At 73.8% G+C, this 24320-nt stretch carries 21 protein-coding genes; all 21 read left to right on the forward strand.

Annotation, left to right across the window (positions count from 1 at the left end):
- Positions 1 to 96 precede the first annotated feature (96 nt).
- The 21 genes from mraZ (at position 97) to dnaE (ending at position 24317) form a co-directional block, all read left to right on the forward strand.
- Positions 97 to 528, forward strand: a complete 432-nt coding sequence (mraZ, locus tag ABD774_RS05845; RefSeq protein WP_345038690.1) for a division/cell wall cluster transcriptional repressor MraZ — start codon at positions 97 to 99, stop codon at positions 526 to 528.
- 184 nt (positions 529 to 712) lie between these two features.
- Positions 713 to 1729: a 16S rRNA (cytosine(1402)-N(4))-methyltransferase RsmH gene (rsmH, locus tag ABD774_RS05850; RefSeq protein ID WP_345038693.1), complete on the forward strand. Its 1017-nt coding sequence runs from the start codon at positions 713 to 715 to the stop codon at positions 1727 to 1729.
- Positions 1726 to 2112 carry a cell division protein FtsL gene (ftsL, locus tag ABD774_RS05855; RefSeq protein ID WP_345038695.1) on the forward strand — a complete coding sequence of 129 codons (387 nt, stop codon included), beginning with the start codon at positions 1726 to 1728 and terminating at the stop codon, positions 2110 to 2112. Before rsmH ends, ftsL begins: the two co-directional genes overlap by 4 nt.
- A complete protein-coding gene (locus ABD774_RS05860) occupies positions 2109 to 3887 on the forward strand; it encodes a peptidoglycan D,D-transpeptidase FtsI family protein (RefSeq protein ID WP_345038697.1) in 1779 nt (592 codons plus the stop codon). Before ftsL ends, ABD774_RS05860 begins: the two co-directional genes overlap by 4 nt.
- A gap of 44 nt (positions 3888 to 3931) precedes the next feature.
- A complete protein-coding gene (locus ABD774_RS05865; protein WP_345038699.1) occupies positions 3932 to 5506 on the forward strand; it encodes a UDP-N-acetylmuramoyl-L-alanyl-D-glutamate--2,6-diaminopimelate ligase in 1575 nt (524 codons plus the stop codon).
- Positions 5506 to 6933, forward strand: a complete 1428-nt coding sequence (locus tag ABD774_RS05870) for a UDP-N-acetylmuramoyl-tripeptide--D-alanyl-D-alanine ligase (protein ID WP_345038701.1) — start codon at positions 5506 to 5508, stop codon at positions 6931 to 6933. The genes ABD774_RS05865 and ABD774_RS05870 overlap by 1 nt, the downstream gene beginning before the upstream one ends.
- Positions 6930 to 8021: a phospho-N-acetylmuramoyl-pentapeptide-transferase gene (mraY, locus tag ABD774_RS05875; protein ID WP_345038703.1), complete on the forward strand. Its 1092-nt coding sequence runs from the start codon at positions 6930 to 6932 to the stop codon at positions 8019 to 8021. The genes ABD774_RS05870 and mraY overlap by 4 nt, the downstream gene beginning before the upstream one ends.
- Complete coding sequence (gene murD / locus ABD774_RS05880; RefSeq protein WP_345038705.1) at positions 8018 to 9502, forward strand: UDP-N-acetylmuramoyl-L-alanine--D-glutamate ligase; 1485 nt, start codon at positions 8018 to 8020, stop codon at positions 9500 to 9502. The genes mraY and murD overlap by 4 nt, the downstream gene beginning before the upstream one ends.
- Entirely contained in the window at positions 9499 to 10827 is a 1329-nt protein-coding gene (ftsW, locus tag ABD774_RS05885; protein ID WP_345038707.1) for a putative lipid II flippase FtsW, read from the forward strand. The genes murD and ftsW overlap by 4 nt, the downstream gene beginning before the upstream one ends.
- Entirely contained in the window at positions 10820 to 11995 is a 1176-nt protein-coding gene (gene murG, locus ABD774_RS05890) for an undecaprenyldiphospho-muramoylpentapeptide beta-N-acetylglucosaminyltransferase (RefSeq protein ID WP_345038709.1), read from the forward strand. The genes ftsW and murG overlap by 8 nt, the downstream gene beginning before the upstream one ends.
- Entirely contained in the window at positions 11988 to 13394 is a 1407-nt protein-coding gene (murC, locus tag ABD774_RS05895; RefSeq protein ID WP_345038711.1) for a UDP-N-acetylmuramate--L-alanine ligase, read from the forward strand. Before murG ends, murC begins: the two co-directional genes overlap by 8 nt.
- Positions 13395 to 13516: 122 nt before the next feature.
- Positions 13517 to 14371, forward strand: coding sequence for a cell division protein FtsQ/DivIB (locus tag ABD774_RS05900; RefSeq protein WP_345038714.1), 855 nt, complete (start codon positions 13517 to 13519; stop codon positions 14369 to 14371).
- A 149-nt stretch (positions 14372 to 14520) separates the two neighbouring features.
- Positions 14521 to 15816, forward strand: a complete 1296-nt coding sequence (ftsZ, locus tag ABD774_RS05905; protein ID WP_345038716.1) for a cell division protein FtsZ — start codon at positions 14521 to 14523, stop codon at positions 15814 to 15816.
- A gap of 10 nt (positions 15817 to 15826) precedes the next feature.
- On the forward strand, positions 15827 to 16618 hold the full coding sequence (pgeF, locus tag ABD774_RS05910; RefSeq protein ID WP_345038718.1) for a peptidoglycan editing factor PgeF: 792 nt from the start codon (positions 15827 to 15829) through the stop codon (positions 16616 to 16618).
- Positions 16619 to 16731: 113 nt separating this feature from the next.
- Positions 16732 to 17226: a cell division protein SepF gene (locus ABD774_RS05915; RefSeq protein ID WP_345038720.1), complete on the forward strand. Its 495-nt coding sequence runs from the start codon at positions 16732 to 16734 to the stop codon at positions 17224 to 17226.
- A gap of 5 nt (positions 17227 to 17231) precedes the next feature.
- Complete coding sequence (locus tag ABD774_RS05920; RefSeq protein ID WP_345038723.1) at positions 17232 to 17531, forward strand: YggT family protein; 300 nt, start codon at positions 17232 to 17234, stop codon at positions 17529 to 17531.
- A 119-nt stretch (positions 17532 to 17650) separates the two neighbouring features.
- Positions 17651 to 18337, forward strand: a complete 687-nt coding sequence (locus ABD774_RS05925; RefSeq protein WP_345038855.1) for a DivIVA domain-containing protein — start codon at positions 17651 to 17653, stop codon at positions 18335 to 18337.
- Between the two features lie 82 nt (positions 18338 to 18419).
- On the forward strand, positions 18420 to 19109 hold the full coding sequence (locus ABD774_RS05930; RefSeq protein WP_345038725.1) for a signal peptidase II: 690 nt from the start codon (positions 18420 to 18422) through the stop codon (positions 19107 to 19109).
- Complete coding sequence (locus tag ABD774_RS05935) at positions 19102 to 20034, forward strand: RluA family pseudouridine synthase (RefSeq protein ID WP_345038727.1); 933 nt, start codon at positions 19102 to 19104, stop codon at positions 20032 to 20034. Before ABD774_RS05930 ends, ABD774_RS05935 begins: the two co-directional genes overlap by 8 nt.
- Positions 20031 to 20585, forward strand: coding sequence for a GNAT family N-acetyltransferase (locus ABD774_RS05940; RefSeq protein WP_345038729.1), 555 nt, complete (start codon positions 20031 to 20033; stop codon positions 20583 to 20585). The genes ABD774_RS05935 and ABD774_RS05940 overlap by 4 nt, the downstream gene beginning before the upstream one ends.
- Positions 20586 to 20765: 180 nt before the next feature.
- Positions 20766 to 24317: a DNA polymerase III subunit alpha gene (gene dnaE, locus ABD774_RS05945; protein WP_345038732.1), complete on the forward strand. Its 3552-nt coding sequence runs from the start codon at positions 20766 to 20768 to the stop codon at positions 24315 to 24317.
- Positions 24318 to 24320 lie beyond the last annotated feature (3 nt).

Below are 24320 nucleotides of genomic sequence, written 5' to 3' on the forward strand. Positions count from 1 at the left end.
CTGCCCAAAATACCCGCGCTAAACCCTGCGCAGGGGAGGGAAGTGGAGTAATGTGGGGCTCACTGGTGGCGAGCGGAGAAGGAGGGGGGTGCAGATGTGTTCCTGGGCACCCACGCGCCCCGCCTCGACGACAAGGGCCGGCTCATCCTTCCCGCGAAGTTCCGCGACCAGCTGGCGGCCGGCATCGTGCTCACCCGCGGTCAGGAACGTTGCCTCTACGCCTTCCCCATGCGGGAGTTCGAGGAGATGCACACGAAGCTCCGCCAGGCGCCCGTCACCAGCAAGCAGGCCCGGGACTACCTGCGCGTCTTCCTCTCCGGCGCCGCCGACGAGGTCCCGGACAAGCAGGGCCGCATCACGGTCCCGCCGGCGCTGCGCCAGTACGCGGGCCTCACGAAGGACCTGGCAGTGATCGGCGCGGGCACCCGCATCGAGATCTGGGACGCGGCGGCCTGGGAGACCTACCTGGCCGAGCAGGAGCAGGCCTTCGCCGAGACCGCGGAGGAGGTGGTCCCCGGACTGTTCTGAGCGCCACCCGTTCCGTTCTCACCCCGACCCGGCCCGACCCCCCGCACGACGAGGTCTCTCACCGCGACTCTGGCGCACTTCCCCGGCGCCAGAGCAGGCGGAGGGAGTCCTGGTCGGGCGGCGGAGGGCCCCCGACCAGCAACCACCAGCAGTGCACAGAACCCGAACGGACCAGGAGCCCCGCATGAGCCAGGCGGACGCGGACGCGTTGCACGTCCCCGTGCTCGTGGGCCGCTGCCTCGACCTTCTGGCCCCCGCCGTCGACGCGCCCGGCGCCGTCATGATCGACGCCACGCTGGGCATGGGCGGGCACACCGAGGCGGCGCTGCGCCGGTTCCCCGGCCTTCACGTCGTCGGCATCGACCGCGACCCCAGGGCCCTGGAGCTCGCCGGGGCGCGTCTGGCCCCCTTCGCCGGTCGCTTCACCCCGGTCCGCGCGACGTACGACCACATCGACGACGTCGCGGCGGAGCACGGACGCGACGGGCACGTCCAGGGCGTCCTGATGGACCTGGGGGTCTCGTCCCTCCAGCTCGACGACGCCTCTCGCGGCTTCTCCTACGCGCAGGACGCCCCGCTGGACATGCGGATGGACCAGTCGAGCGGCGTCTCCGCCGCCGAGCTGCTCGCCACCGCCGACGAGGCCGAGCTGCGCCGCATCCTCCGCGTCTACGGCGAGGAGAAGTTCGCGGGACGGATCGCCGCCGCCATCGTGCGTCGCCGCGCCACGGCCCCGCTGGAGCGCACGGGCGAGCTGGTGGAGATCGTCCGCGAGAACATCCCCCAGGCCGCCCGCCGGACGGGCGGCAACCCGGCCAAGCGCACGTTCCAGGCGCTGCGGATCGCCGTCAACGGTGAGCTCGAGGTCCTGGAGCGCGCCCTGCCCCGTGCGGTCGAGGCGCTCGCCGTCGACGGCCGGATCGTCGTCGAGTCCTACCACTCGCTCGAGGACCGCGCCGTCAAGACCGTCCTGGCCCGCGGGGCGCGCAGCTCCGCCCCGCCGGACCTGCCGGTGGAGCCCGAGACCCACCGTCCGTACCTCGAGCTGCTGACCCGAGGGGCGGAGGAGGCGGACGACGAGGAGCGCGCGCGCAACCCGCGCGCCGCCTCGGTCCGGCTCCGCGCCGCCCGACGAATCCGCCCGACCCCCGACCACCTGCTCCCGCCCCCCGACCGGAGCACCAGGAGGAATGCCGCATGAGCGCTGCACCAGCACGCGTGACCAGAGCGACTGCGCCACGAGTCTCGTGGCGACCCCGCCTGGAGGTGGTGCCCAGCCCGGCCCCCGCGCGCAGCGTCGTCCCCTTCATCGTGCTGTGCGTCGGGATCCTCGCCGCGGCGCTCCTCGGGGTCCTCCTGCTCAACACGCAGATGGCCGCCACGGCCTATGAGATCCACGACAAGCAGATCGCCCTGAACCGCCTCGACGAGGGCGAGGCGTCCCTGCGCGCCCAGGTGGAGGAGGCCGGCTCGCCGGCCGCCCTCCAGACCAGGGCCACCGAGCTGGGCATGGTCCCGGCCGAGGACATCCGCTTCGTGCTCCTCTCCGAGGGCAGCATCCTGGGGGCGGAGGCCGAGGGATGAGCGCACGGACCGTCGCGGAGCGCGGCCAGCGGGTACGCCTCCAGGCCATCCTCGTCCTCGTCCTGACGGTCCTGCTCGTCTTCGGCGGACGGCTCGTCTACGTCCAGGCCTTCCAGGGGCCCGAGCTCGCGCAGCAGGCGCGGGAGGACCGCACGCGCACCTCGGCGATCCGCGCACCCCGCGGCGACATCGTCGACAGCGACGGCGAGATCCTCGCCACCTCCGTCGAGCGGTACAACGTCGGCGTCAACCAGCTGCTCGTGCGCAACTACGAGCTCGAGGACGAGAAGACCGGCGAGGTCGTCTCCACCGGCGCGGCCGCGGCCGCCGAGGTCCTCGCCCCCCTGCTCGGCCGCGACAAGGCGGAGCTCGGCGCGCAGATGGTGGGTGAGTCGACCTTCGTCTACCTCGCCAAGGGCCTCACCCCGGAGCAGTGGCGCGAGATCGACGCCCTGAACATCCCCGGCATCGAGCCCGAGGAGACCACCCAGCGGATCTACCCGAACGGCACCACCGCGGGCAACGTCATCGGCTACGTCGGCCGCGACCGGCAGGGTCTGGCCGGGCTCGAGCTCACGATGGACGACGTCCTCACCGGCAAGGACGGTTCGCTCACCGTCGAGATCGGCGGCACGGGGCAGGTCATCCCCACCGGTCACCGCGAGGAGGTGCCCGCCGTCCAGGGGCACACCGTGCACACGACCATCGACCGCGATCTGCAGCACGTCGCCCAGACCAGCATCGACGGTGCCGTCGAGAAGTTCGGCGCGGCGTGGGGCGCCGTGGTCGTCGAGGAGATCGGCACGGGCCGCATCCTCGCCCTGGCCGACTCGAACACCGTCGACCCGGGCAACTACCAGGACTGGGCGCCGGAGGACCGCGGCTCACGCGCCGTCTCCAGCCCCTACGAGCCCGGCTCGACCGGCAAGCTCCCCACCTTCGCCCTCGGCCTCGAGAAGGGTGTCATCGACACCGACACGCCCTTCACCGTGCCCGACACCCTCACCATGCCCAACGGCCAGACCTTCCGGGACAACAGCCCGCACGAGACCTTCCACCTCACCACCACCGGCGCGCTGCAGATGTCCTCCAACACCGCCACGGTGCAGATCGGCGACATGGTCGACGATCGCGAACGCTTCAACCTCCTGCGCGGCTTCGGGTTCGGCGAGAAGACCGGCATCGAGCTGCCCGGCGAGGCCTCCGGCGTGGTCCGCGACCCGGACGCCTGGGACGGGCGCACCCGCTACACCACGATGTTCGGCCAGGGCATGTCCGTCACTCTCCTGCAGAACACGTCGATGGCCGCGACCCTCGGCAACGGCGGGGTCCGGGTCGACCCGCACATCGTCGACGGCACCACCGACGGCGAGGGCACCTTCACGCCCACGGAGGTCGACGAGGGCGAGCAGATCCTCTCCGAGGAGACCACCGCCAAGATGCTGGCCATGATGGAGACCGTCGTCCAGAAGGGCGGCACGGGCCCCCAGGGCGCCGTGCCCGGCTACCGGGTGGCCGCCAAGACCGGCACCGCTCAGATCCTCGACGACGCCGGTGGCATCAGCAACCGCCTCGGCTCCTTCGTGGGCGTGGCGCCCGCCGAGAACCCCCGCGTCGCGGTGGGCGTGGTCGTGTACCGCGGTGCGGGCACCTCCTACGGCGGCACCGTCGCGGCTCCCACGTTCCGCGAGGTGATGGGCTTCGCGCTCCGGGACATGGGCGTGCCGCCGTCGACGGAGCCCACGCCGAACCTGCCGCTCGAGCCGGAGCAGTGAGCGCCCCGAATGGACGCGGCCGCGAGAGGGACAACAATGGGGCGGTGACTTTCGCCGTACCGAGCCCTTCTTCCGCCGTGCCCGCGCCCACCCGGCTGGGCGACCTCGCCGCCACTTTCGGGCTGGCCGTCGCGGACGGGAGCGGGCCCGACTGGGCGGAGGTCGGCGTCCGGGGGGTGCGCGCGGACAACCGGGAGATCGCCGACGGTGATCTCTTCGCGGCCCACACGGGCGGGCGGGTCCACGGCGCCCGCTACGCCGGCGCCGCGGTCAGCGCCGGCGCGGCCGCGGTCCTCACCGACCCGGCAGGCGCGCGTCTGCTCGCCGGGACCGGCCCGCTCGGCGTGCCGGTCCTGGTCGCGCCGGACGTCCCGGCGCTGCTCGGTGAGCTCGCCGCGACGGTCTACGGCCGGCCCGCGGAGGCGCTCGGCACGTTCGCCGTCACCGGCACGAACGGCAAGACCACGACCGTCTTCATGCTCGACCACGCTCTCCGCGCGCTCGGCCGGCGCACCGGTCTCATCGGTACCGTGGAGGTCCGCGTGGGCGGGCGCGCCGTTCCTGCCACCCTGACGACGCCGCAGCCCGCGGACCTGCAGGCGCTCCTCGCGCAGATGGTCGCCGAGGACGTCGACGACCTCGTGATGGAGGTCTCCTCGCACGCCCTGGCCCTGGGCCGCGTGAACCCCGTGGTGTTCGACGTCGCGGGCTTCACCAACCTCACCCAGGACCACCTGGACTTCCACGCCACCCTGGAGGAGTACTTCGAGGCCAAGGCGGACCTGTTCACCCCGGCCCGCTCGCACCGCGGCGTGGTCCTCGTCGACGACGAGTGGGGCTGGCGGCTCGCCGAGCGCTCCGCCACGGCCCGCCCGGGCGCCGTCGTCTCCCTCTCCGCCACCGGTGCGCACGAGGCCGACTGGCGCGTCCACGAGGTCACCGCTGACGCCTCCGGCACCGCCTTCACGCTCACCCACCGCGACGGCCGCACCCTGCGCACGCGCACCGCCCTGCCCGGCGGGTTCAACCTCGCCAACGCCGCCCTGGCCGCCGCGATGGTGCTCGAGAGCGGGGTCGGCGCCGCCGAGCTCGAGGACGCCCTCGCCGCTGCCGGCGGGCTGAGCCCCCGGGTGCCCGGCCGGATGGAGCAGCTGGCCGAGCGCCCGCGGGTGATCGTCGACTTCGCGCACAACCCCGGCGCGCTCGCCCAGGCCCTCGCCGCGCTGCGGCCGACGACGGCGGGCCGGCTGGTCCTGGTGTTCGGCGCCACGGGCTCCCGCGACCGGACCAAGCGCCCGGAGATGGCGCGCCTGGCCGTCGAGGGGGCCGACGTGGTCGTGGTCACGGACGACGACCCGCACGACGAGCCGCCGGAGCAGATCAGGGCCGAGGTGCTCGCCGCCGCCCGGGGGCATGTGCCCGACACCACCGTGGTCGAGATTGCCAGCAGGGCCGAGGCCATCCGTACGGTGGTCCTCGAGGCCGGCGAGGACGACACGGTGCTCGTGGCCGGCCGTGGGCACGAGACCGTCCAGGAGATCGCCGGCGTGGACCACCACCTGGACGACCGCGAAGAGGTGCGCGCCGCTCTCGCGCTGCGCGCCGGAGGACTGAACTGATGATCACGATGACGCTCGCGCAGGTCGCCGCAGTGACGGGGGGCGAGCTCGCGGGGGAGGGACGCACGCCCGTCACCGGCGACGTCGTCACCGACTCGCGCGCGGTCGGCCACGGCACGCTGTTCGCCGCCTTCGACGGCGAGCACGTCGACGGGCACGACTTCGTCGCGGCTGCCCTGGACGCGGGCGCCGCCGGGGCGCTCGTCACCCGCGCCGTCCCCGGCACCGACCCGGGGCGGACGGTCCTCGTCGACGACGTCGCCGCCGCCCTGGGCCGTCTCGCCCGGCACGTGCTCGCCGAGCTGCGGTCACGGCGCACCCCCGCGGACCCGCTGCGTGTGGTCGCCGTGACCGGCTCGGTCGGCAAGACCACCACGAAGGACCTCCTCGCGCGCCTGCTCGCACCGCTCGGGGAGCACATCGCCCCGCCCGGCTCGTTCAACAACGAGATCGGCCTGCCGCTGACCGTGCTCCGCGCGACCGGCACCACCCGGACCCTCGTCCTGGAGATGGGCGCCGACCACGTCGGCAACCTCGAGTACCTCACCTCCGTCGCGCCGCCCGACGTCGCGGTCGTCCTCGCCGTCGGCCGCGCCCACCTCGGGGAGTTCGGCGGCATCGAGAACGTCGCCCGCGCCAAGTCTGAGCTCGTGGCCGGCCTGGCCCCCGGCGGCACCGCCGTCCTCAACGCAGACGACGCCCGCGTCGCCGCCATGGCGTCCCTCGCGCCGGGCCGCGTGCTCACCTTCGGCCGGTCCGCCCGCGCCGACGTCCGCGCGGAGGACGTGCGCCTCGACGACGCCGGACGGGCCGCCTTCCGCCTCCACGCCCCCCAGGCGTCGGCGGACGTCCACCTCGCCCTGGTGGGCGAGCACCACGTCACCAACGCCCTGGCCGCGGCGGCCGTCGCCCTCGACCTCGGCGTCGCCCCGGAGACCGTCGTGGACGTCCTCGCCGGCGCCGGGGCCGCGAGCCCGCACCGGATGGACGTGCGCGACCGCCCGGACGGCGTGCGCGTGGTCGACGACTCCTACAACGCCAACCCCGACTCGGTGCGTGCCGGTCTGCGCGCCCTCGTCGGGCTCGCGGCCGGGCGGCGCAGCGTCGCCGTGCTGGGCGAGATGCTCGAGCTGGGGGAGTACTCCGCCGACGAGCACCGCGCCGTCGGCGCGGACGCGGCGGGCCTCGGCGTGGACGTCGTCGTCGCCGTCGGGGAGGGCACCGCCCCGCTGGCCGACGGCGCGCGGGAGGCGGACGGTGACGCGACCGCCGTCGTGCACGTCCCCGACGTCGACGCCGCGCGGACGCTCCTGGGCGAGCGGCTGCGGCCGGGCGACGTCGTCCTGCTGAAGGGGTCGAACGGCTCCGGCATCTGGCGGCTGGCCGACGCGCTGCTCGAGGGCACCACCGGGAGGACCGCCTCATGATGTCCGTGCTGATCGCCGGGGCCGTCGCGCTCGTCGTGGCCATGGCCGGCACGCCGCTGTTCATCCGGCTCCTCGTGGCCAAGAACTACGGCCAGTTCATCCGGCAGGACGGCCCGACCGCCCACTTCACCAAGCGCGGCACGCCCACCATGGGCGGCGTCGTCATCATCGGCGCCACGCTGCTGGGGTACACGATCTCCAACATGGCCAGCGGCCGGCTGCCCAACGCCTCCGGCCTGCTGCTGCTCTTCCTCATGGTCGGCATGGGCCTGATCGGCTTCCTCGACGACTACATCAAGATCTCGCGGCAGCGCTCCCTGGGCCTCGACGAGCGCAGCAAGCTCATCGGCCAGGCCGTCATCGGCATCACCTTCGCCGTGCTCGCCCTGCAGTTCGAGAACGAGAACTACCGCACGCCCGCCTCGACCCAGATCTCCTTCATCCGCGACACCGGGATCGACCTCGCGTGGGCCGGCGCCGGCCTCGGGCTGGTGCTCTTCGTGCTGTGGGCGAACTTCCTCATCACGGCCTGGAGCAACGCCGTCAACCTCACCGACGGCCTCGACGGGCTCGCCACCGGCGCCTCGATGTTCGTCTTCGGTGCCTACACCGTGATCACCATCTGGCAGTCCAACCAGTCGTGCCAGTACCTCGCCGAGCCGGGTCCCGGCTGCTACGAGGTGCGGGACCCCCGCGACCTGGCGATCGTCACGGCCGCCATCGTCGGCGCATGCTTCGGCTTCCTGTGGTGGAACACCTCCCCGGCGCAGATCTTCATGGGCGACACCGGCTCCCTGGCGCTCGGCGGCGCGCTGGCCGGGCTGTCGATCCTCACGCGCACCGAGTTCCTCGCTGTCATCCTCGGCGGCCTGTTCGTCATCATCGTCATGAGCGACGTCATCCAGATCGGCTTCTTCAAGATGACCGGCAAGCGTGTGTTCCGCATGGCCCCGCTCCACCACCACTTCGAGCTCAAGGGCTGGGGCGAGGTCACCATCGTGGTGCGCTTCTGGATCATCGCCGCCCTGTGCGTGGCGCTGGGCCTGGGCCTGTTCTACGCCGAGTGGGTCTCGGTGGCGCCGTCATGACCGGCCGTCCGCCCGCGCAGGACCTCGACGGCGCCCGCGTCGCCGTCGTCGGCCTCGGGGCCTCCGGCCGGGCTGCCCTCGAGGTCCTCGGCACCACCGGGGCGACGCTGTGGGGCCACGACGCCGCCGAGTCCGCGCTCGACGCCGCCCGCGAGAGCGGCGAGGTGCCCGCGGCCACGACGCTGTCCGCGGCCGCCGACCCGGCCGAGCTGGCCGAGCGGGTTCTCGCCGCCCGGCCCGACGTCGTCGTCGTCTCGCCCGGCATCCCCGCCGTCTCGCCGCTGCACGTGCGCGCGGCCGCCGCGGGCGTGCCCGTGTGGAGCGAGGTCGAGCTCGCGTGGCGCCTGCAGGCGCGGCGCCCCGACGGGTCGCGGGCGCCGTGGCTGACCCTGACCGGCACCAACGGCAAGACCACCACGGTCTCGATGCTCGCCTCCATCATCACCGCCGCCGGGGAGAACGCCCCCGCGGTCGGCAACGTCGGCACCCCCATCGTGCGGGTCGCCGCCGCCGGGGGAGCGGACGTCCTCGCGGTGGAGCTGTCGAGCTTCCAGCTGCACTCCACCCACACCGTCAGCCCGCAGGCCAGCGCCTGCCTGAACCTCGCGCCCGACCACATCGACTGGCACGGCTCCTACGAGGCCTACCGGGCGGACAAGGCACGGGTGTACGAGCGCACCCAGGTGGCCTGCGTGTACAACGAGGCCGACCCGGTCACACGCGCGATGGTCGAGGAGGCGGAGGTCGTCGAGGGCGCCCGCGCCGTCGGCACCACGTTGCGCACCCCGGCCGTGGGCCAGCTCGGCCTGGTGGAGGAGTTCCTCGTCGACCGGGCGTTCATCGCCGAGCGGCACAACGCCGCCGCCGAGCTCGCGACCCGCGCCGACCTCGCCCACCTCGCCCCCGCCGGCGCCGACGTGCCGGACCACGTGCTCGCGAACGCCCTCGCGGCCGCCGCGCTCGCCCGCGCCCACGGGGTGGCGCCGGAGCACGTGCGCCAGGGGCTGCGCGACTACGCCCCCGGCGCCCACCGGATCGAGCTCGTGGCCACCGTCGACGGCGTCGCCTACGTCGACGACTCCAAGGCCACCAACGCCCACGCCGCCGCGGCGTCGCTCGGCGCCCTGCCGGCCGGGACCGTCGTGTGGATCGCGGGCGGGCTCGCCAAGGGCGCCACGTTCGACGACCTCGTCGCCGCCCACCGCGACCGGCTGCGCGCCGCCGTCCTCATCGGGGTCGACCGTGAGCCGCTGCGCGGGGCGCTGGCACGACACGCGGCCGACGTCCCGGTGATCGAGGTCGACGCTGGCGAGGATGGGGACGTGATGACGCGGGCGGTCGCGGAGGCGGCGCGGCTCGCCCGGCCGGGCGACACCGTGCTGATGGCACCCGCGTGCGCATCGATGGACCAGTTCCGCGACTACGCCGAGCGCGGCGACGCCTTCGCCCGCGCGGCACGAGAGCTTCGGGGGAGCAGATGACCACGCTCGACGGCGTCCGGCGCCCCCGCCCGGCCCGCTCCTCGCGCCCCGGGGGGCGCCCGGCCCGCCCGGCCGCGCAGGCGGCCCGGCCCGCCGGCCGCGGCCGCGCGCCCCGCGGCGCCACGGGCGCCGCCGCCCGCTCCGGCGAGGTGGCCGCGCTGAGCTACTACCTCGTCGCCGTCGCCGCGCTGCTCCTGCTCGCTCTCGGCGTGGTCATGGTGCTGTCCGCGTCGACGATCTCCTCCATCCGCGACAACGACGGCAACCCCTACGCGGAGTTCCTCGGCCAGGCGAAGTTCGTCATCATCGGCCTGCCCCTGGCGCTGGTGGCCTCACGCATCCCCGTCGCCTGGTACAAGCGGCTGGCCTGGCCGGCCATGGGCGGCGCGCTGGCGCTGCAGCTGCTCATCTTCACGCCCCTCGGGCTCGAGGAGAACGGCAACGTCAACTGGATCATCATCCCCGGCCTGGGCCAGACGATGCAGCCCTCGGAGTTCCTCAAGCTCGCCCTGGCGCTGTGGCTGGGCCTGGTGCTCTCCCGCAAGGCCCACCTCCTCGACGACTGGAAGCACGTCCTCGTCCCCGCCGGCATCGGCTCGGTGCTGGCGATCGGCCTGGTCCTCGCCGGGCACGACATGGGCACCGTGCTCGTCATGGTCGCCCTCGTCGCCGGTGCCTTCTTCGTCGCCGGCCTGCCGATGAAGTGGTTCGCCGCCGCGGGCGTCCTCGGCGCGGGCGTGGCCGCCGCGCTCGTGCTCTCCTCTGACAGCCGTACCACCCGCGTGATGTCCTTCCTCGGCCTCGCCGAGGCGGACCCCTCGGGTGCGGGCTTCCAGACGCGCCACGGCCTGTGGGGCCTGGGCACCGGGGGGCTCTCCGGCGTCGGGCTGGGCGCCTCCCGGGAGAAGTGGTCCTATCTCCCCGAGGCCCACAACGACTTCATCTTCGCGATCATCGGCGAGGAGCTCGGGCTCCTCGGCACCCTGCTCGTCCTGGCGCTCTTCGGGGGTCTCGCCCTCGGCATGTTCCGCATCGTGCGCCGCCACACCGACCCGTTCGTGCAGATCGCCACCGCCGGGATCGCCACCTGGATCCTCGCCCAGGCGCTGGTCAACATCGGCGTCGTCATCGGCCTGCTGCCCGTCATCGGCGTGCCGCTGCCGCTGGTCTCCGCCGGCGGGTCGGCGATGATCTCCACGCTCATCGCCATCGGCGTGCTGCTGGCCTTCGCGCGCTCCGAGCCCGGCGCGGCCCAGGCGCTGGCCACCCGCCGCGGGGTCGTGCGGCGCTCGCTCGCCGTCGTCGGACGGGGGCGTCGTGGCTGAGCCGCTGCGGGTCCTCCTCGCGGGCGGCGGCACGGCGGGGCACGTCAACCCCCTGCTGGCGACCGCCGCGGAGCTGCGCGAGCACGACGGCGCCGAGATCACCGTGCTGGGCACCGAGGCCGGGCTGGAGGGCACGCTCGTCCCCGAGGCCGGGTACCCGCTCCGCGTGGTCGAGCGCGTGCCCCTGCCGCGCCGGCCCTCGCCCGACCTGCTGCGCCTGCCCGGCCGCCTCGCCGGCGCCGTGCGCTCGGCCGACCGGGCGATCGCCGACAGCGGCGCCCAGGTGGTGGTCGGGTTCGGCGGCTACGTCGCCACCCCCGCCTACCTAGCCGCCCGACGGCGCAACGTCCCCGTGGTGATCCACGAGCAGAACGCCCGCCCCGGCCTGGCCAACCGTCTCGGGGCCCGCTGGGCCGCCGTCGTCGCCCTGACCTTCGCCTCCACGCCGCTGCGCGCGGCGAAGGGCCGCACCGAGGTGACCGGACTGCCGCTGCGCCCCGCCGTCGCCGCGCTCGTCGCCGACCGGGCGACGCCGGACGGTGCCGCGGCCCGGCGCCGCTCCGCCGCCGCCGAGCTGGATCTGGACCCGGCGCGCCTCACCCTCCTCGTCACCGGCGGCTCGCTCGGCGCCCAGCGCCTCAACGAGGCCGTCGCGGGGGCCGCCGCCGCCCTCGTCGGCGCGGGCGCCCAGGTGTTCCACCTGACCGGACGCGGCAAGGACTCCGGGGTGCGCGAGGCCGTCGCCGCGGCCGCGCGCGACCTCCCCGAGGTCGCCCGGCACTACCACGTGCGGGAGTACCTCGGCGCCATGGAGCTCGCCTACGCGTGCGCGGACCTGGTGCTGTGCCGCTCCGGCGCCGGCACCGTGTCCGAGCTGGCCGCACTCGGCCTGCCCGCGGTCTACGTGCCGCTGCCGATCGGCAACGGCGAGCAGCGGCTCAACGCCGCTGACGTCGTCGCCGCCGGCGGGGGAGTGCTCGTCGAGGACGTCGACCTGGACGCCGCGTGGGTCGCCGCGCACGTCAGCGAGCTGCTGGGCGACGGCGAGGAGCTGCGCCGCCGCGGCGGCGCCGCCGCCACGGCCGGCCCACGCGACGGCGCCGCCCAGCTCGCCGCGCTCGTGCGTGAGGCCGCAGGACGCGGCACCGAGGAGGGCCGGCATGGCTGAGCGTTTCCATCTGGTGGGCGTCGGCGGGGCCGGCATGTCCGCCGTCGCCGAGCTCCTCGCCGCCCGCGGGCACGAGGTCTCCGGCTCCGACCAGCGCGACTCCGCCGCGCTGGCCCGCCTCCGCGCGGCCGGCGTGCGGACCTACGTCGGCCACGACGCGTCGCACGTGCCGGGCTCGGGCTCCCTGGTGGTCTCCACCGCCGTGCGCCCGGACAACCCCGAGCTCGTGGCCGCGCGGGAGCGTGGCCTGGAGGTCCTGCACCGCTCGCAGGCACTCGCGCAGGCCGCCGAGGGGCTCGACTTCGTCGCCGTGGCCGGTGCGCACGGCAAGACCTCGACCTCGGCCATGCTCGCGGTCGCGCTGCAGGCGGCGGGCGAGGATCCGTCCTACGCCATCGGTGGCACCGTGCTGGCGCTGGGCACCGGTGCCCACCTGGGCGCCGGGCGCGCCTTCGTGGCCGAGGCCGACGAGTCCGACGGCTCCTTCCTCAACTACACCCCGCGGGTCGCGCTGGTGACCAACGTCGAGCCCGACCACCTCGACCACCACGGCAGCGAGGCGGCCTTCCGGCGCTCGTTCGAGCAGTTCGCCGACCGCATCGTGCCCGGCGGGCTGCTGGTCGCGTGCTCCGACGACCCCGGGGCGCTGGCGCTGGTCCGGCACGCCGTGGCCCGCGGCACCCGGGTCGTGACCTACGGGCGCGGCGAGGCGCCCGAGGGCGTCGAGGCGCACGCACGCCTGGCGGCCGCGGACCGGCTGACGGGGCGCGGCTCCGCCGCCCGGCTGACCCTCGCCGGCCTCGACGACGCCGTCGTCGAGGTCGAGCTGACCCTGCGCGTCGGCGGCGCTCACATGCTCCTCAACGCGGCCGGCGCCTGGTGCGCCGGGCTCGAGCTCGGCGTCGGCCCGGAGGACATGGCCGCCGCCCTGGGCGCGTTCACCGGCACCGGCCGCCGGTTCGAGGACCGTGGCGAGGCCGGCGGCGTCCGGGTGGTCGACGACTACGCGCACCACCCCACCGAGGTCGCCGCCACCCTCGGCACCGCCCGCCTCGCGGCGGGGGAGGGGCGCGTCCTCGTCCTGTTCCAGCCGCACCTGTACTCCCGCACCCGCACCTTCGCCGAGGAGTTCGCCACCGCGCTGGCCGCCGCCGACGAGGTGGTCGTCACCGACGTCTACGCCGCCCGGGAGGACCCGGTCCCGGGAGTGGACGGCGGCCTCATCACGGCCGCGATGGCCCGCCACGGCGACCGGGGGCGCTACGTGGCCGACCGTCTCGAGGCGGCCACCGCCGTCGCGGACCTCGCCCGTCCTGGAGACCTCGTCCTGACCGTCGGCGCCGGCGACGTCACCGAGCTGGGACCGGTGATCCTCGACCGGCTCGGGGAGCGGGCATGAGGCCGCCGGCCGCCCCCCGACAGCCCCGCCGCCCCGATCCCGAGCCAGCTCGCCCCGACCGGGGGCGCGCTCCGGCCGGGCGGCCGGACGGCGCCCCGACGCGCCCGGCGAAGACCGCCCGGGTGCCGGCGGCACCGGGGCGTGAGCAGACCGTGCCGGGCGACGCCCTCGAGCGCCGGCCCTCCGTGCCCGCCGCGGCCCGGGTCCTGCCCGACCGGCCGCGCGGCGCCACGGCCGCCGCGGTGAGCACCGGCCTGGCCGCCCGCCTCGCCGAGAAGGCGGCCGCCGACCGGCGGCTGCTCCTGCACCGGATCGGCGTGACCCTCGCGGTGCTCGCCCTGCTCGGCGGCGTGGCGTGGGTGCTGCTCTTCTCCCCGCTGCTCGCCCTCCAGGGCGACAAGATCGAGCTCGCCGGCGTCGGGGGCGAGGTGGACGCGGCCCAGGTGCGCGCCGCCGTCGAGCCCGAGGTCGGCACACCCCTGCTGCGGGTGGACACTTCCGCGGTCGCCGACCGCGTCGCCACGCTCCCCGCCGTCGAGCGGGCGCAGGTGTCACGGTCCTGGCCCGACGGCGTGACCGTCACCGTCGTGCCGCGGCAGCCCGTCGCGGCTGCGCCGGTCGAGGGCGGCTGGGTGCTGCTCGACGACGACGGGGTGCAGGTCACGACCGTCCCGGAGGTCCCTGCGGACCTGCCGGAGGTGACCGTCCCACTCTCGACGTCGGCCGAGACTGCGCCGGCCCTCGAGGCCGTGCTCAGCGTGCTGGGCGCCCTCCCGCCGGACCTGCTCGGCCAGGTGGCCGAGGCCGGTGCCACCTCGGCGGAGCACGTCACCCTGACGCTGGCCGACGGCGCCACCGTGCGCTGGGGTGACGCGGGGGAGAGCGAGCTGAAGGTCGAGGTGCTCACGGTGCTGCGCCAGCAGCCGGCGGGCGTCTACGACGTCAGCGTGCCGCGCGCGCCCACCACGAGCTCGTGAGCCGGCCCGACACGCGCGACACACCACCACCGGTCGTTGCCCCGGCCACCCCGGGGACCTAGCGTCACGTGTGGCAGAAAATGACATAAGTCTAACCCTGAGGTAAAGGTTGAGGGTTGGGCTCCGCAAGGACGACGAGAGGGACCGACGTGGCGGCACCGCAGAACTACCTGGCAGTGATCAAGGTGGTGGGAATCGGCGGTGGCGGCGTAAACGCTGTCAACCGCATGATCGAGGTCGGTTTGAAGGGCGTCGAGTTCATCGCCGTCAACACCGACGCACAGGCGCTGCTGATGAGCGACGCGGACGTCAAGCTCGACGTCGGCCGCGAGCTCACCCGCGGGCTCGGCGCGGGCGCCGACCCCGAGGTGGGCAAGAAGGCGGCGGAGGACCACGCGGAGGAGATCGAGGAGGTCCTGCGCGGGGCCGACATGGTCTTCGTCACCGCCGGCGAGGGTGGCGGCACCGGCACCGGCGGCGCCCCTGTCGTCGCCCGGATCGCCCGCTCGCTCGGCGCGCTGACGATCGGCGTCGTCACGCGGCCCTTCACCTTCGAGGGGCGCCGGCGCGGTGTGCAGGCCGAGTCCGGCATCGAGGCGCTGCGCGCCGAGGTCGACACCCTCATCGTCATCCCCAACGACCGGCTGCTCTCCATCTCCGACCGTGGCGTCTCCGTCCTGGACGCGTTCAAGTCTGCCGACCAGGTCCTGCTCTCCGGTGTCCAGGGCATCACGGACCTCATCACCACCCCCGGTCTGATCAACCTCGACTTCGCGGACGTCAAGTCCGTCATGCAGGGCGCGGGCAGCGCCCTCATGGGGATCGGCTCCGCCCGCGGCGAGGACCGCGCGGTCCAGGCCTCCGAGCTGGCGATCTCCTCGCCGCTGCTCGAGGCGAGCATCGACGGCGCGCACGGCGTCCTGCTCTCCATCCAGGGCGGCTCCGACCTCGGCCTGTTCGAGATCCACGAGGCGGCCAGGCTGGTCCAGGAGGCGGCGCACCCCGAGGCCAACATCATCTTCGGCGCCGTCATCGACGACGCCCTCGGCGACGAGGTCCGCGTGACCGTCATCGCCGCCGGCTTCGACGAGGGGACCGGGCCGTCCGGCTCGACGAACAAGCTCGCCGGCCGTCCGGTCGGCCAGGTGGCCCCGCGGGCGGCCGAGCCGGCCCCGGCTCCCGCCGCCCCCGCCGTCCCCGCGGAGGTGGAGACCGGCGCGCACCGGGCCGCGCTGCCCACGCCCGGCGCCCTCCCCGTCTCCGCGCCCAGCCCCGCCGCGGTCCCGGCCCACGAGCCGGCACCGGTGACGGCCTCCGTCCCCGCCTTCATCGGCGAGGACGGTCAGCCGCGCCAGCAGCGCTCGTTCGAGGTGCCGCGGGTCTTCGACGAGGAGCCGGCGCGTCGCCGCGACGAGGACCTGGACATCCCCGACTTCCTGAAGTGAGCGGGCGGCCGTGAGCGGTGCGGCGGCCAGCGCGGTCCCGCTCCTCCCGGCCGACGTCGGCCCCGGCGCGCGTGGTGCGTTCACCACGCGCGCCGGGGGCGTGTCCGGCGGCGCCTGGGGCGGTCCGGACGGCAGCGGCGGCCTGAACCTCGGGCTCCACGTCGGTGACGACCGGGACGCGGTCCTGGCGAACCGGGGCCGACTCGAGGCCGCCGTCGGGGCGCCCGTGGCGTGGATGGACCAGGTGCACGGCAGCGCCGTGCTCGAGGTGACCGCGGTGTCCGGCGCGAGCCAGGGGGAGTGTGACGCTCTCGTCGCGCGGGCCGGCGCGCGGTCGGGGCTTGCCGTGATGGTCGCCGACTGCGTCCCGGTCCTTCTCGCGGACTCGGCCGGGTCCGTCGTCGCCGCGGCCCACGTGGGGCGGCAGGGTCTCGTGCGCGGCGTCCTGGCCGCCACGGTCGCCCGGATGGCCGGGCTCGGCGCGGCGCCGGAGGACCTCCACGCCGCCGTCGGGCCGAGCATCTGCGGGCGCTGCTACGAGGTGCCCGCGGCCCTGCGTGACGAGGTGGCCGCGGCGGTCCCGGGCACGGCGTCCACGACCTCCTGGGGCACCCCGGCCCTCGACCTCGCCGCCGGGGTGCGCGGCCAGCTGACCGGCCTCGGCGTCTCTTCCGTGGCCACGCTCCGGGCGTGCACCATGGAGGACGAGCGGTTCTACTCCTACCGCCGCGCGGGCCGCGCGGGCACGGCGGCGACCGGGCGGTTCGCCGGGGTGGTCCGCCCGTCGGGCGCGGCACGCTGAGGCGCACGACACGCCGCCGGACGTGACGCCAGGCCTGGTCGCACTGGTCTAGCGTCGGGGGCAGCAGCAGGTCGCCGCAGACGCGGCCGGGGACAGACTTACGAGGAGCAGCGATGGCCGGAACGATGCGCAAGATGATGGAGTACCTCTCCCTGGCGGAGCCGGAGGACGAGCTGTACGACGACACGCCCGAGCCGGAGTCCTACGACGACGCCCCGGAGCCGGAGCGCGACCGTGACCGTGAGCGTTCCGAGCACCGCGCCGAGGTGACGCCCATCTCCCGCGCCGCCGCACTGCACATCGAGGAGCCCGTCGTGACCGAGGACCTGCGCCGGATCGTCACGGTGCACCCCGTGAGCTACAACGAGGCCCGCGTCATCGGCGAGGCGTTCCGTGAGGGCACCCCCGTCATCATGAACCTCACCGGCATGAGCGAGGCCGACGCCAAGCGCATGGTCGACTTCTCCGCCGGCCTGGTCTTCGGGCTGCACGGTGCCATCGAGCGGGTGACCAACCGGGTGTTTCTTCTCTCCCCGGCGACGGTCGAGGTCGACAGCGACAAGTCCGACGGCGACCGGGTCCCCGGGCGCTTCTTCTCCCAGGGCTGACACCTTTGTCCCTCTTCTTCGGCCTGCTGGACCTGCTGCTGCTGCTCTACATGCTGGTCCTGATCGTCAGGCTCGTCCTCGACTGGATCCAGGTGTTCGCGCGCTCCTGGCGCCCCTCGGGGATCGTCCTCGTCCTCGCGAACCTGGTCTACGGGCTGACCGACCCGCCCCTGCGCTTCCTGCGCCGGTTCATCCCTCCGCTGCGCCTGGGCCAGGTGCAGCTCGACCTGGGATTCCTGGTGCTCTTCCTGGGGGTGCAGCTGCTGCGCGTGATGGTCCGTGCGCTGGCGGCAGGTTTCTCCTGACACCACATCGACCGCTAATGTCCTAGCAGGCACTGCTTGCCAGGGGTCCGCTACGGTTGCTCGAGTGAGCGGCCGGACCAGGGCTCATGACCGAACGAGACGACACCGAGGTGACCACCATGGCGCTGCTCACAGCAGACGACGTCCTCAACAAGAAGTTCCAGCCGACCAAGTTCCGCGAGGGTTACGACCAGGACGAGGTCGACGACTTCCTTGACGAGGTCGTCAACACGCTGCGCGTGGTGACGGGTGAGAACGAGGAGCTCAAGGCCAAGCTGGCCGCCGCCGAGCGCCGAGTCGCCGAGCTGACCCGCGAGGGCGGCAACGGCGCGCGTCCGGCATTCGCCGAGAACCAGTCCCCGGCCGAGTCGGAGCCCGAGGTCGTCGAGCAGGCGGCCGCCCGGCCCGTCCCGGCCGCCGCCCCGGTCCAGCCGGCCCCGGTCCAGGCCGCGCCCGTGCAGGCCGCGCCGGTCCAGACCGCCCCGGCCGGCGGCAACGAGCCCGAGTCCGCCACCGGCATGCTCGCCCTGGCGCAGCGCCTGCACGACGAGTACGTGCGCAACGGCAAGGAGGAGGGCGAGCGGCTCGTCTCCGAGGCCCAGGCCGAGGGGCAGCGCATCATCAAGGAGGCCGAGGACCAGCACAACCGGACCCTCACCCAGCTCGAGCAGGAGCGTTCGCTCCTGGAGCGCAAGATCGACGAGCTGCGCACCTTCGAGCGCGACTACCGCACCCGCCTGAAGAGCTACCTCGAGTCTCTCCTCAGCAACGTCGAGTCCGGCGCCCCCAAGGCCGAGGGCATCTGACCCGCAGCACCGACGACGGACGGCGACGGCCCACCAGGGCCGTCGCCGTCCGTCGTCGGTGTGACGTGCGAGGATGACACCGATGGAGAGCCAGCCCGAGACGCCGCAGCACCGCGCCCGCGACCGGGGCGCCGACGTGCCCGCGCTGACGCAGGAGACCGAGGGCACGCCGACCGCCCGGGACGACGGCGCACCGGCCCGGGACGAGGGCCCACCGGCCCGGTTCGACGGCACGCCCGTCGTCCCGTCCCGCCTTCGCCGTCGGCTTCTCGCCCTCCTGCTCGGGCTCGCGGCGGGCATCGTCGCGGTCGACCAGGTGACCAAGCACCTCGCCGAGGCGCGCCTGGTGCGCGGCGAGATCGTGCCGCTCCTCGGAGACGCCCTGGGCCTGCAGCTCGTCTACAACCCGGGTGCGGCGTTCTCCTTCGCCACCGGCATGACGTGGGTCTTCACGATCATCATGGTGATCGTGGCCGTCGCGGTGCTGCGCGTCTCGCGCCGCCTCGGCTCGACCGCCTGGGCGGTCGCGCTGGGCATGCTGCTCGGCGGCTGCCTCGGCAACCTCTACGACCGGCTCTTCCGCGACCCGGGCTTCGCCGTCGGGCACGTCGTGGACTTCATCAGCTACAACGGCTGGTTCGTCGGCAACGTCGCCGACATCGCGATCGTCGGCGCCGCGGTGCTGGTCGCCCTGCTCGCCGTGCGCGGACGGGAGGTCGACGGCTCGCTCGCCGTCGACGTCGAGCGACGGGGGAGAGGTGCCGATGCCTGAGGTCCGCTCCCTGCCCGTCCCGGACGGCCTGGTCGGCGAGAGGGTCGACGCGGCCCTCGCGCGTCTGCTCGGCCTGTCCCGCACGCGCGCGGCCGAGCTGGCCGCGGCCGGCGGCGTCACGCTCGACGGGCGCGCCCTGGGCAAGTCCGACCGGCTCGTCGCCGGCGGCTGGCTCGAGGTGACCCTGCCCGACGTCGCTCCCCAGGCCGCGCCCGCGCCGGTCGCCGTCGCGGGGATGCGGCTGGTCTACGAGGACGACGACGTCGTCGTCGTCGACAAGCCCGTCGGCGTCGCCGCCCACCCGTCCCCGGGCTGGGACGGGCCCACCGTCGTCGGCGCGCTGGCCGCCGCCGGCCACCGGATCTCCACCTCCGGAGCCGCCGAGCGGCAGGGCATCGTGCACCGGCTCGACGTCGGCACGTCCGGGCTCATGGTGGTGGCCAAGTCCGAGCTGGCGTACAGCGTCCTCAAGCGCGCCTTCAAGGAGCGCACGGTCGAGAAGGTCTACCACGCGCTCGTCCAGGGCCACCCCGACCCGTCCACCGGCACGGTCGACGCCCCCATCGGCCGGCACCCGACCGCCCCCTACAAGATGGCGGTCGTGGCCGGCGGCAAGGAGTCGGTGACGCACTACGAGACCCTCGAGGCGATGGCCGGCGCCTCGCTCCTGGAGATCCACCTCGAGACCGGGCGCACCCACCAGATCCGCGTGCACATGGCCGCGGTGCGTCATCCCTGCGTGGGCGACCTCACCTACGGCGCCGACCCACGCCTGGCCGAGCGGCTGCACCTGACCCGGCAGTGGCTGCACGCCGTCCGGCTGGGGTTCGAGCACCCCGCCACGGGGCGCTGGACGCAGGTGAGCAGCGACTACCCCGAGGATCTCGCCGACGCCCTCGCGGCCATGCGGGAGGGAGCACGATGACCCCGCCGAGCACCCCCGAGAGCTCCGGCACCGACGTCGTCGACGACGCCGACGGCGTGACGATCGTCCGCGTGACCGAGCGCGCCCAGCTCGAGCGCGCCTGGGACGTGCGCACGGAGGTCTTCGTCCACGAGCAGCACGTGCCGCTCGAGGAGGAGATCGACGACCTCGACACCGCCGAGAGCACCACCCACGTGCTGGCGCTCGACGACACCGGCGGGGCGGTCGGGACCGGTCGGCTGCTCACCGACCCCGCCCACCCGGGCGAGGTGCATCTCGGCCGGCTCGCCGTCCGGGCGGCCGCGCGTGGCCAGGGCATCGGGGCCCGCCTCGTCGTCGCCATCGAGGCCCTGGCCCTCGCCGAGCACGCGGTGACGCGGGACGGCCCCGAGACCGGTGGGAGGCCGCGCCTCGCGGTGCGCGTCGTGCTCTCCGCGCAGGAGGTGGCGATGGAGTTCTACCGCCGGCTCGGCTACGAGGTGGTCACGGGCGAGCGCTACCTCGACGCGGGCATCTGGCACCAGGACATGGCCCGGACCGTCGTGTCCTGACCGCGGGGTCCGGCGCGTCGCTCCGGGTGATCCCGGCCACCCCGCGAGCCCGCGGTCCGCGGCGGATCGCGAGCTCCCGGACGACCCGCCGGGGAGCGACACGCCGGGCCCGGGCGGCACGCCGGGCGCGGCCGCCGCGCCTGAACGGAAGTGTCGGCGGCCCGACCTAAACTGGGGCGCATGGCTGCTGGAGGATCCTCGGAAGACTTCGTCCACCTCCACGTCCACACCGAGTACTCGATGCTGGACGGGGCCGCCAAGCTGAACCCGCTCTTCGCCGAGGTCGACAGGCTGGGCCAGAAGGCCATCGCCATGACCGACCACGGCTACATGTTCGGCGCCTACGACTTCTGGAGCACGGCCCGCGGCGCGGGCATCAAGCCGATCATCGGCGTCGAGGCGTACCTGACCCCGGGGACGGCGCGGGCGGACAAGACGCGCGTGCGCTGGGGCGACGAGTCCCAGTCCGACGACGACGTCTCGGCGCGGGGCTCCTACACGCACATGACCATGCTCGCCCGGACCACCGAGGGGATGCACAACCTGTTCCGGATGGCCTCCCTCGCCTCGCTCGACGGGCAGATGGGCAAGGCGCCGCGCATGGACCGCGAGCTGCTCACCACCTACGGCAAGGGCCTGATCGCGACCACCGGGTGCCCCTCCGGGGAGGTCCAGACCCGTATCCGGCTCGGCCAGTACGAGGAGGCCCGGCGGGCCGCCGGGGAGTTCCAGGACATCTTCGGCAAGGAGAACTTCTACGTCGAGCTGATGCAGCACGGCCTGGACATCGAGTCCCGCGTCATCCCGGACCTGCTGCGCCTGTCCCAGGACATCGGCGCCCCGCTGCTGGCCACGAACGACTCCCACTACGTCAAGGCCGAGGACCACAGCACGCACGACGCCCTTCTGTGCATCAACTCCGGGTCAACCCTGGCCGACCCGAACCGGTTCCGGTTCACCGGCGACACCTACTACGTGCGCTCGGCCGCCGAGATGCGCGACGTGTGGCGCGACCACCCGGACGCCTGCGACAACACGCTGCTCGTCGCCGAGCAGTGCGAGGTGGAGTTCCACACCGCCGCGCAGGGCGCGAACTACATGCCGCGCTTCGAGGTCCCGGCGGGCGAGGACGAGCACTCCTGGTTCGTCAAGGAGGTCGAGAAGGGACTGCACTACCGCTTCCCGAACGGCATTCCCGACGACGTGCGCAAGCAGGCCGAGTACGAGGTCGGCGTCATCACCCAGATGGGCTTCCCCGGCTACTTCCTCGTCGTCTCCGACTTCATCAACTGGGCCAAGTCCCAGGGCATCCGCGTGGGGCCGGGCCGTGGCTCCGGCGCCGGCTCGATGGTCGCCTACGCGATGCGCATCACCGACCTCAACCCGCTGGACCACGGGCTCATCTTCGAGCGGTTCCTCAACCCCGACCGCGTCTCCATGCCCGACTTCGACGTCGACTTCGACGAGCGCCGGCGCGGCGAGGTCATCGACTACGTGACGAAGAAGTACGGCGACGACCGCGTCGCCCAGGTGGTCACGTACGGCACCATCAAGGCCAAGCAGGCCCTGAAGGACTCCTCCCGCGTCCTCGGCTACCCCTTCGCGATGGGCGAGAAGCTGACCAAGGCGATGCCGCCGTCGGTCATGGGCAAGGACATCACGCTCTCGGGGATCTTCGACCCGAAGGACAAGCGCTACGCCGAGGCGGAGGAGTTCCGCCAGGTCCACGCCGCCGACCCCGAGGCGCAGAAGATCGTCTCCTACGCCAAGGGCCTCGAGGGCATCAAGCGCCAGTGGGGCGTCCACGCCTGCGCGGTCATCATGTCCTCCGCGCCGCTGATCGACATCATCCCGATCATGCGCCGTCCGCAGGACGGCGCCATCATCACGCAGTTCGACTACCCGACCTGCGAGGGTCTGGGCCTGCTGAAGATGGACTTCCTGGGCCTGCGCAACCTCACGGTCCTCGACGACGCCCTGAAGAACCTCGTGGTCAACGGCAAGGAGCCGGTCGACCTCGAGACTCTCGGCCTGGACGACCCCAAGACGTACGAGCTCCTCGGCCGCGGCGACACCCTGGGCGTGTTCCAGCTCGACGGCGGCGGCATGCGGACCCTGCTGCGGCTCATGCGCCCCGACAACTTCGAGGACATCTCCGCCGTCGGCGCGCTGTACCGGCCCGGCCCGATGGGTGCGAACTCGCACACGAACTACGCGCTGCGCAAGAACGGCCAGCAGAAGATCGAGCCCATCCACCCCGAGCTCGAGGAGCCGCTCAAGGAGATCCTCGGCACCACGTACGGCCTGATCGTGTACCAGGAGCAGGTCATGGCCATCGCGCAGAAGGTCGCCGGGTTCACGCTCGGCCAGGCCGACCTGCTGCGCCGCGCGATGGGCAAGAAGAAGAAGGCGGAGCTGGACAAGCAGTACGCCGGCTTCGAGGCGGGGATGCTCGAGCGCGGCTACTCCAAGGAAGCCGTCAAGACGCTGTGGGACATCCTCCTGCCGTTCTCCGACTACGCCTTCAACAAGGCGCACTCGGCCGCTTACGGCGTGGTCTCGTTCTGGACCGCCTACCTCAAGGCGAACTACCCGACCGAGTACATGGCCGCCCTGCTCACCTCGACGCAGGACAACAAGGACCGCCTGGGCCTGTACCTCGGCGAGTGCCGCCACATGGGCATCACGGTCCTGCCCCCGGACGTGAACACCTCCGCCGCCGACTTCACCCCGGTCGGCAACGACATCCGGTTCGGGCTGGCCGCGATCCGCAACGTGGGAGCGCACGTGGTCCGGGCGATCGTCGAGACCCGGGAGCAGAAGGGGGACTTCACCTCCTTCACCGACTTCCTCGACAAGGTCCCCGCGGTCGTCTGCAACAAGCGCACCATCGAGTCCCTCATCAAGGCCGGTGCCTTCGACTCCCTCGGACACACCCGCCGCTCGCTCGTGGCGGCGCACGAGGACGCCATCGACGCCGTCGTGGACGTCAAGCGCAACGAGGCCGTGGGCCAGTTCGACCTCTTCGCCGGCCTCGGCGGCGACGACGGCGGCGCGGCCGGCTTCGCGCCCGACATCCCCGACCTGCCCGAGTGGGACAAGAAGGCCAAGCTGACCTTCGAGCGCCAGATGCTGGGCCTGTACGTGTCCGACCACCCGCTCGCCGGGCTGGAGCACGTGCTCCAGCGGGCCGCCGACACCCAGGTGGCGTCCCTGCTCGAGGACGACGCCCGGCCCGACGGCGCCAGCGTCCACATCGCCGGCCTGGTCACCTCCCTGCAGCGGAAGATGACGAAGAACGGCAACCCGTGGGCCATCGCCACCGTCGAGGACCTCACCGGCTCCATCGAGGTGCTGTTCTTCCCGCAGACGTTCGCGACCGTCTCCACCGCGCTCGCCGAGGACACGATCGTCACCGTTCGCGGCCGCCTCAACCGCCGCGACGACATCCCCACGATCTACGCGCAGGAGATGACGCTGCCGGACGTGTCCAACGCCGAGGACGGGCCGGTGAGCCTGACGCTTCCCGCCAACCGGTGCACCGGCCCGATGGTCGAGCAGCTGCGCGGCATCCTCACCAACCACCCCGGCCAGGCGGAGGTGCGCCTGCGCCTGACCAGCCCGGGCCGCCACACGGTGATGAAGCTGGCGGACAACCTGCGCGTGCAGCCCACCCCGGCGCTGTTCGGGGACCTCAAGGCGCTGCTCGGGCCGAGCTGCCTGGTGCACTGACCC

Source organism: Georgenia daeguensis (assembly GCF_039537705.1).
In the GTDB taxonomy this organism is placed as follows: Bacteria; Actinomycetota; Actinomycetes; order Actinomycetales; family Actinomycetaceae; genus Georgenia; species Georgenia daeguensis.

Bases quoted from the DNA above. Each gene is read 5' to 3' on its own strand.
- ABD774_RS05870 (WP_345038701.1), top strand. From the start codon at position 5,506: ATGATCACGATGACGCTCGCGCAGGTCGCCGCAGTGACGGGGGGCGAG.
- ftsL (WP_345038695.1), top strand. From the start codon at position 1,726: ATGAGCGCTGCACCAGCACGCGTGACCAGAGCGACTGCGCCACGAGTC.
- mraY (WP_345038703.1), top strand. From the start codon at position 6,930: ATGATGTCCGTGCTGATCGCCGGGGCCGTCGCGCTCGTCGTGGCCATG.
- rsmH (WP_345038693.1), top strand. From the start codon at position 713: ATGAGCCAGGCGGACGCGGACGCGTTGCACGTCCCCGTGCTCGTGGGC.
- ABD774_RS05915 (WP_345038720.1), top strand. From the start codon at position 16,732: ATGGCCGGAACGATGCGCAAGATGATGGAGTACCTCTCCCTGGCGGAG.
- murC (WP_345038711.1), top strand. From the start codon at position 11,988: ATGGCTGAGCGTTTCCATCTGGTGGGCGTCGGCGGGGCCGGCATGTCC.
- ABD774_RS05860 (WP_345038697.1), top strand. From the start codon at position 2,109: ATGAGCGCACGGACCGTCGCGGAGCGCGGCCAGCGGGTACGCCTCCAG.
- ABD774_RS05925 (WP_345038855.1), top strand. From the start codon at position 17,651: ATGGCGCTGCTCACAGCAGACGACGTCCTCAACAAGAAGTTCCAGCCG.
- ABD774_RS05935 (WP_345038727.1), top strand. From the start codon at position 19,102: ATGCCTGAGGTCCGCTCCCTGCCCGTCCCGGACGGCCTGGTCGGCGAG.
- ftsW (WP_345038707.1), top strand. From the start codon at position 9,499: ATGACCACGCTCGACGGCGTCCGGCGCCCCCGCCCGGCCCGCTCCTCG.
- dnaE (WP_345038732.1), top strand. From the start codon at position 20,766: ATGGCTGCTGGAGGATCCTCGGAAGACTTCGTCCACCTCCACGTCCAC.
- ABD774_RS05940 (WP_345038729.1), top strand. From the start codon at position 20,031: ATGACCCCGCCGAGCACCCCCGAGAGCTCCGGCACCGACGTCGTCGAC.
- murD (WP_345038705.1), top strand. From the start codon at position 8,018: ATGACCGGCCGTCCGCCCGCGCAGGACCTCGACGGCGCCCGCGTCGCC.
- ABD774_RS05930 (WP_345038725.1), top strand. From the start codon at position 18,420: ATGGAGAGCCAGCCCGAGACGCCGCAGCACCGCGCCCGCGACCGGGGC.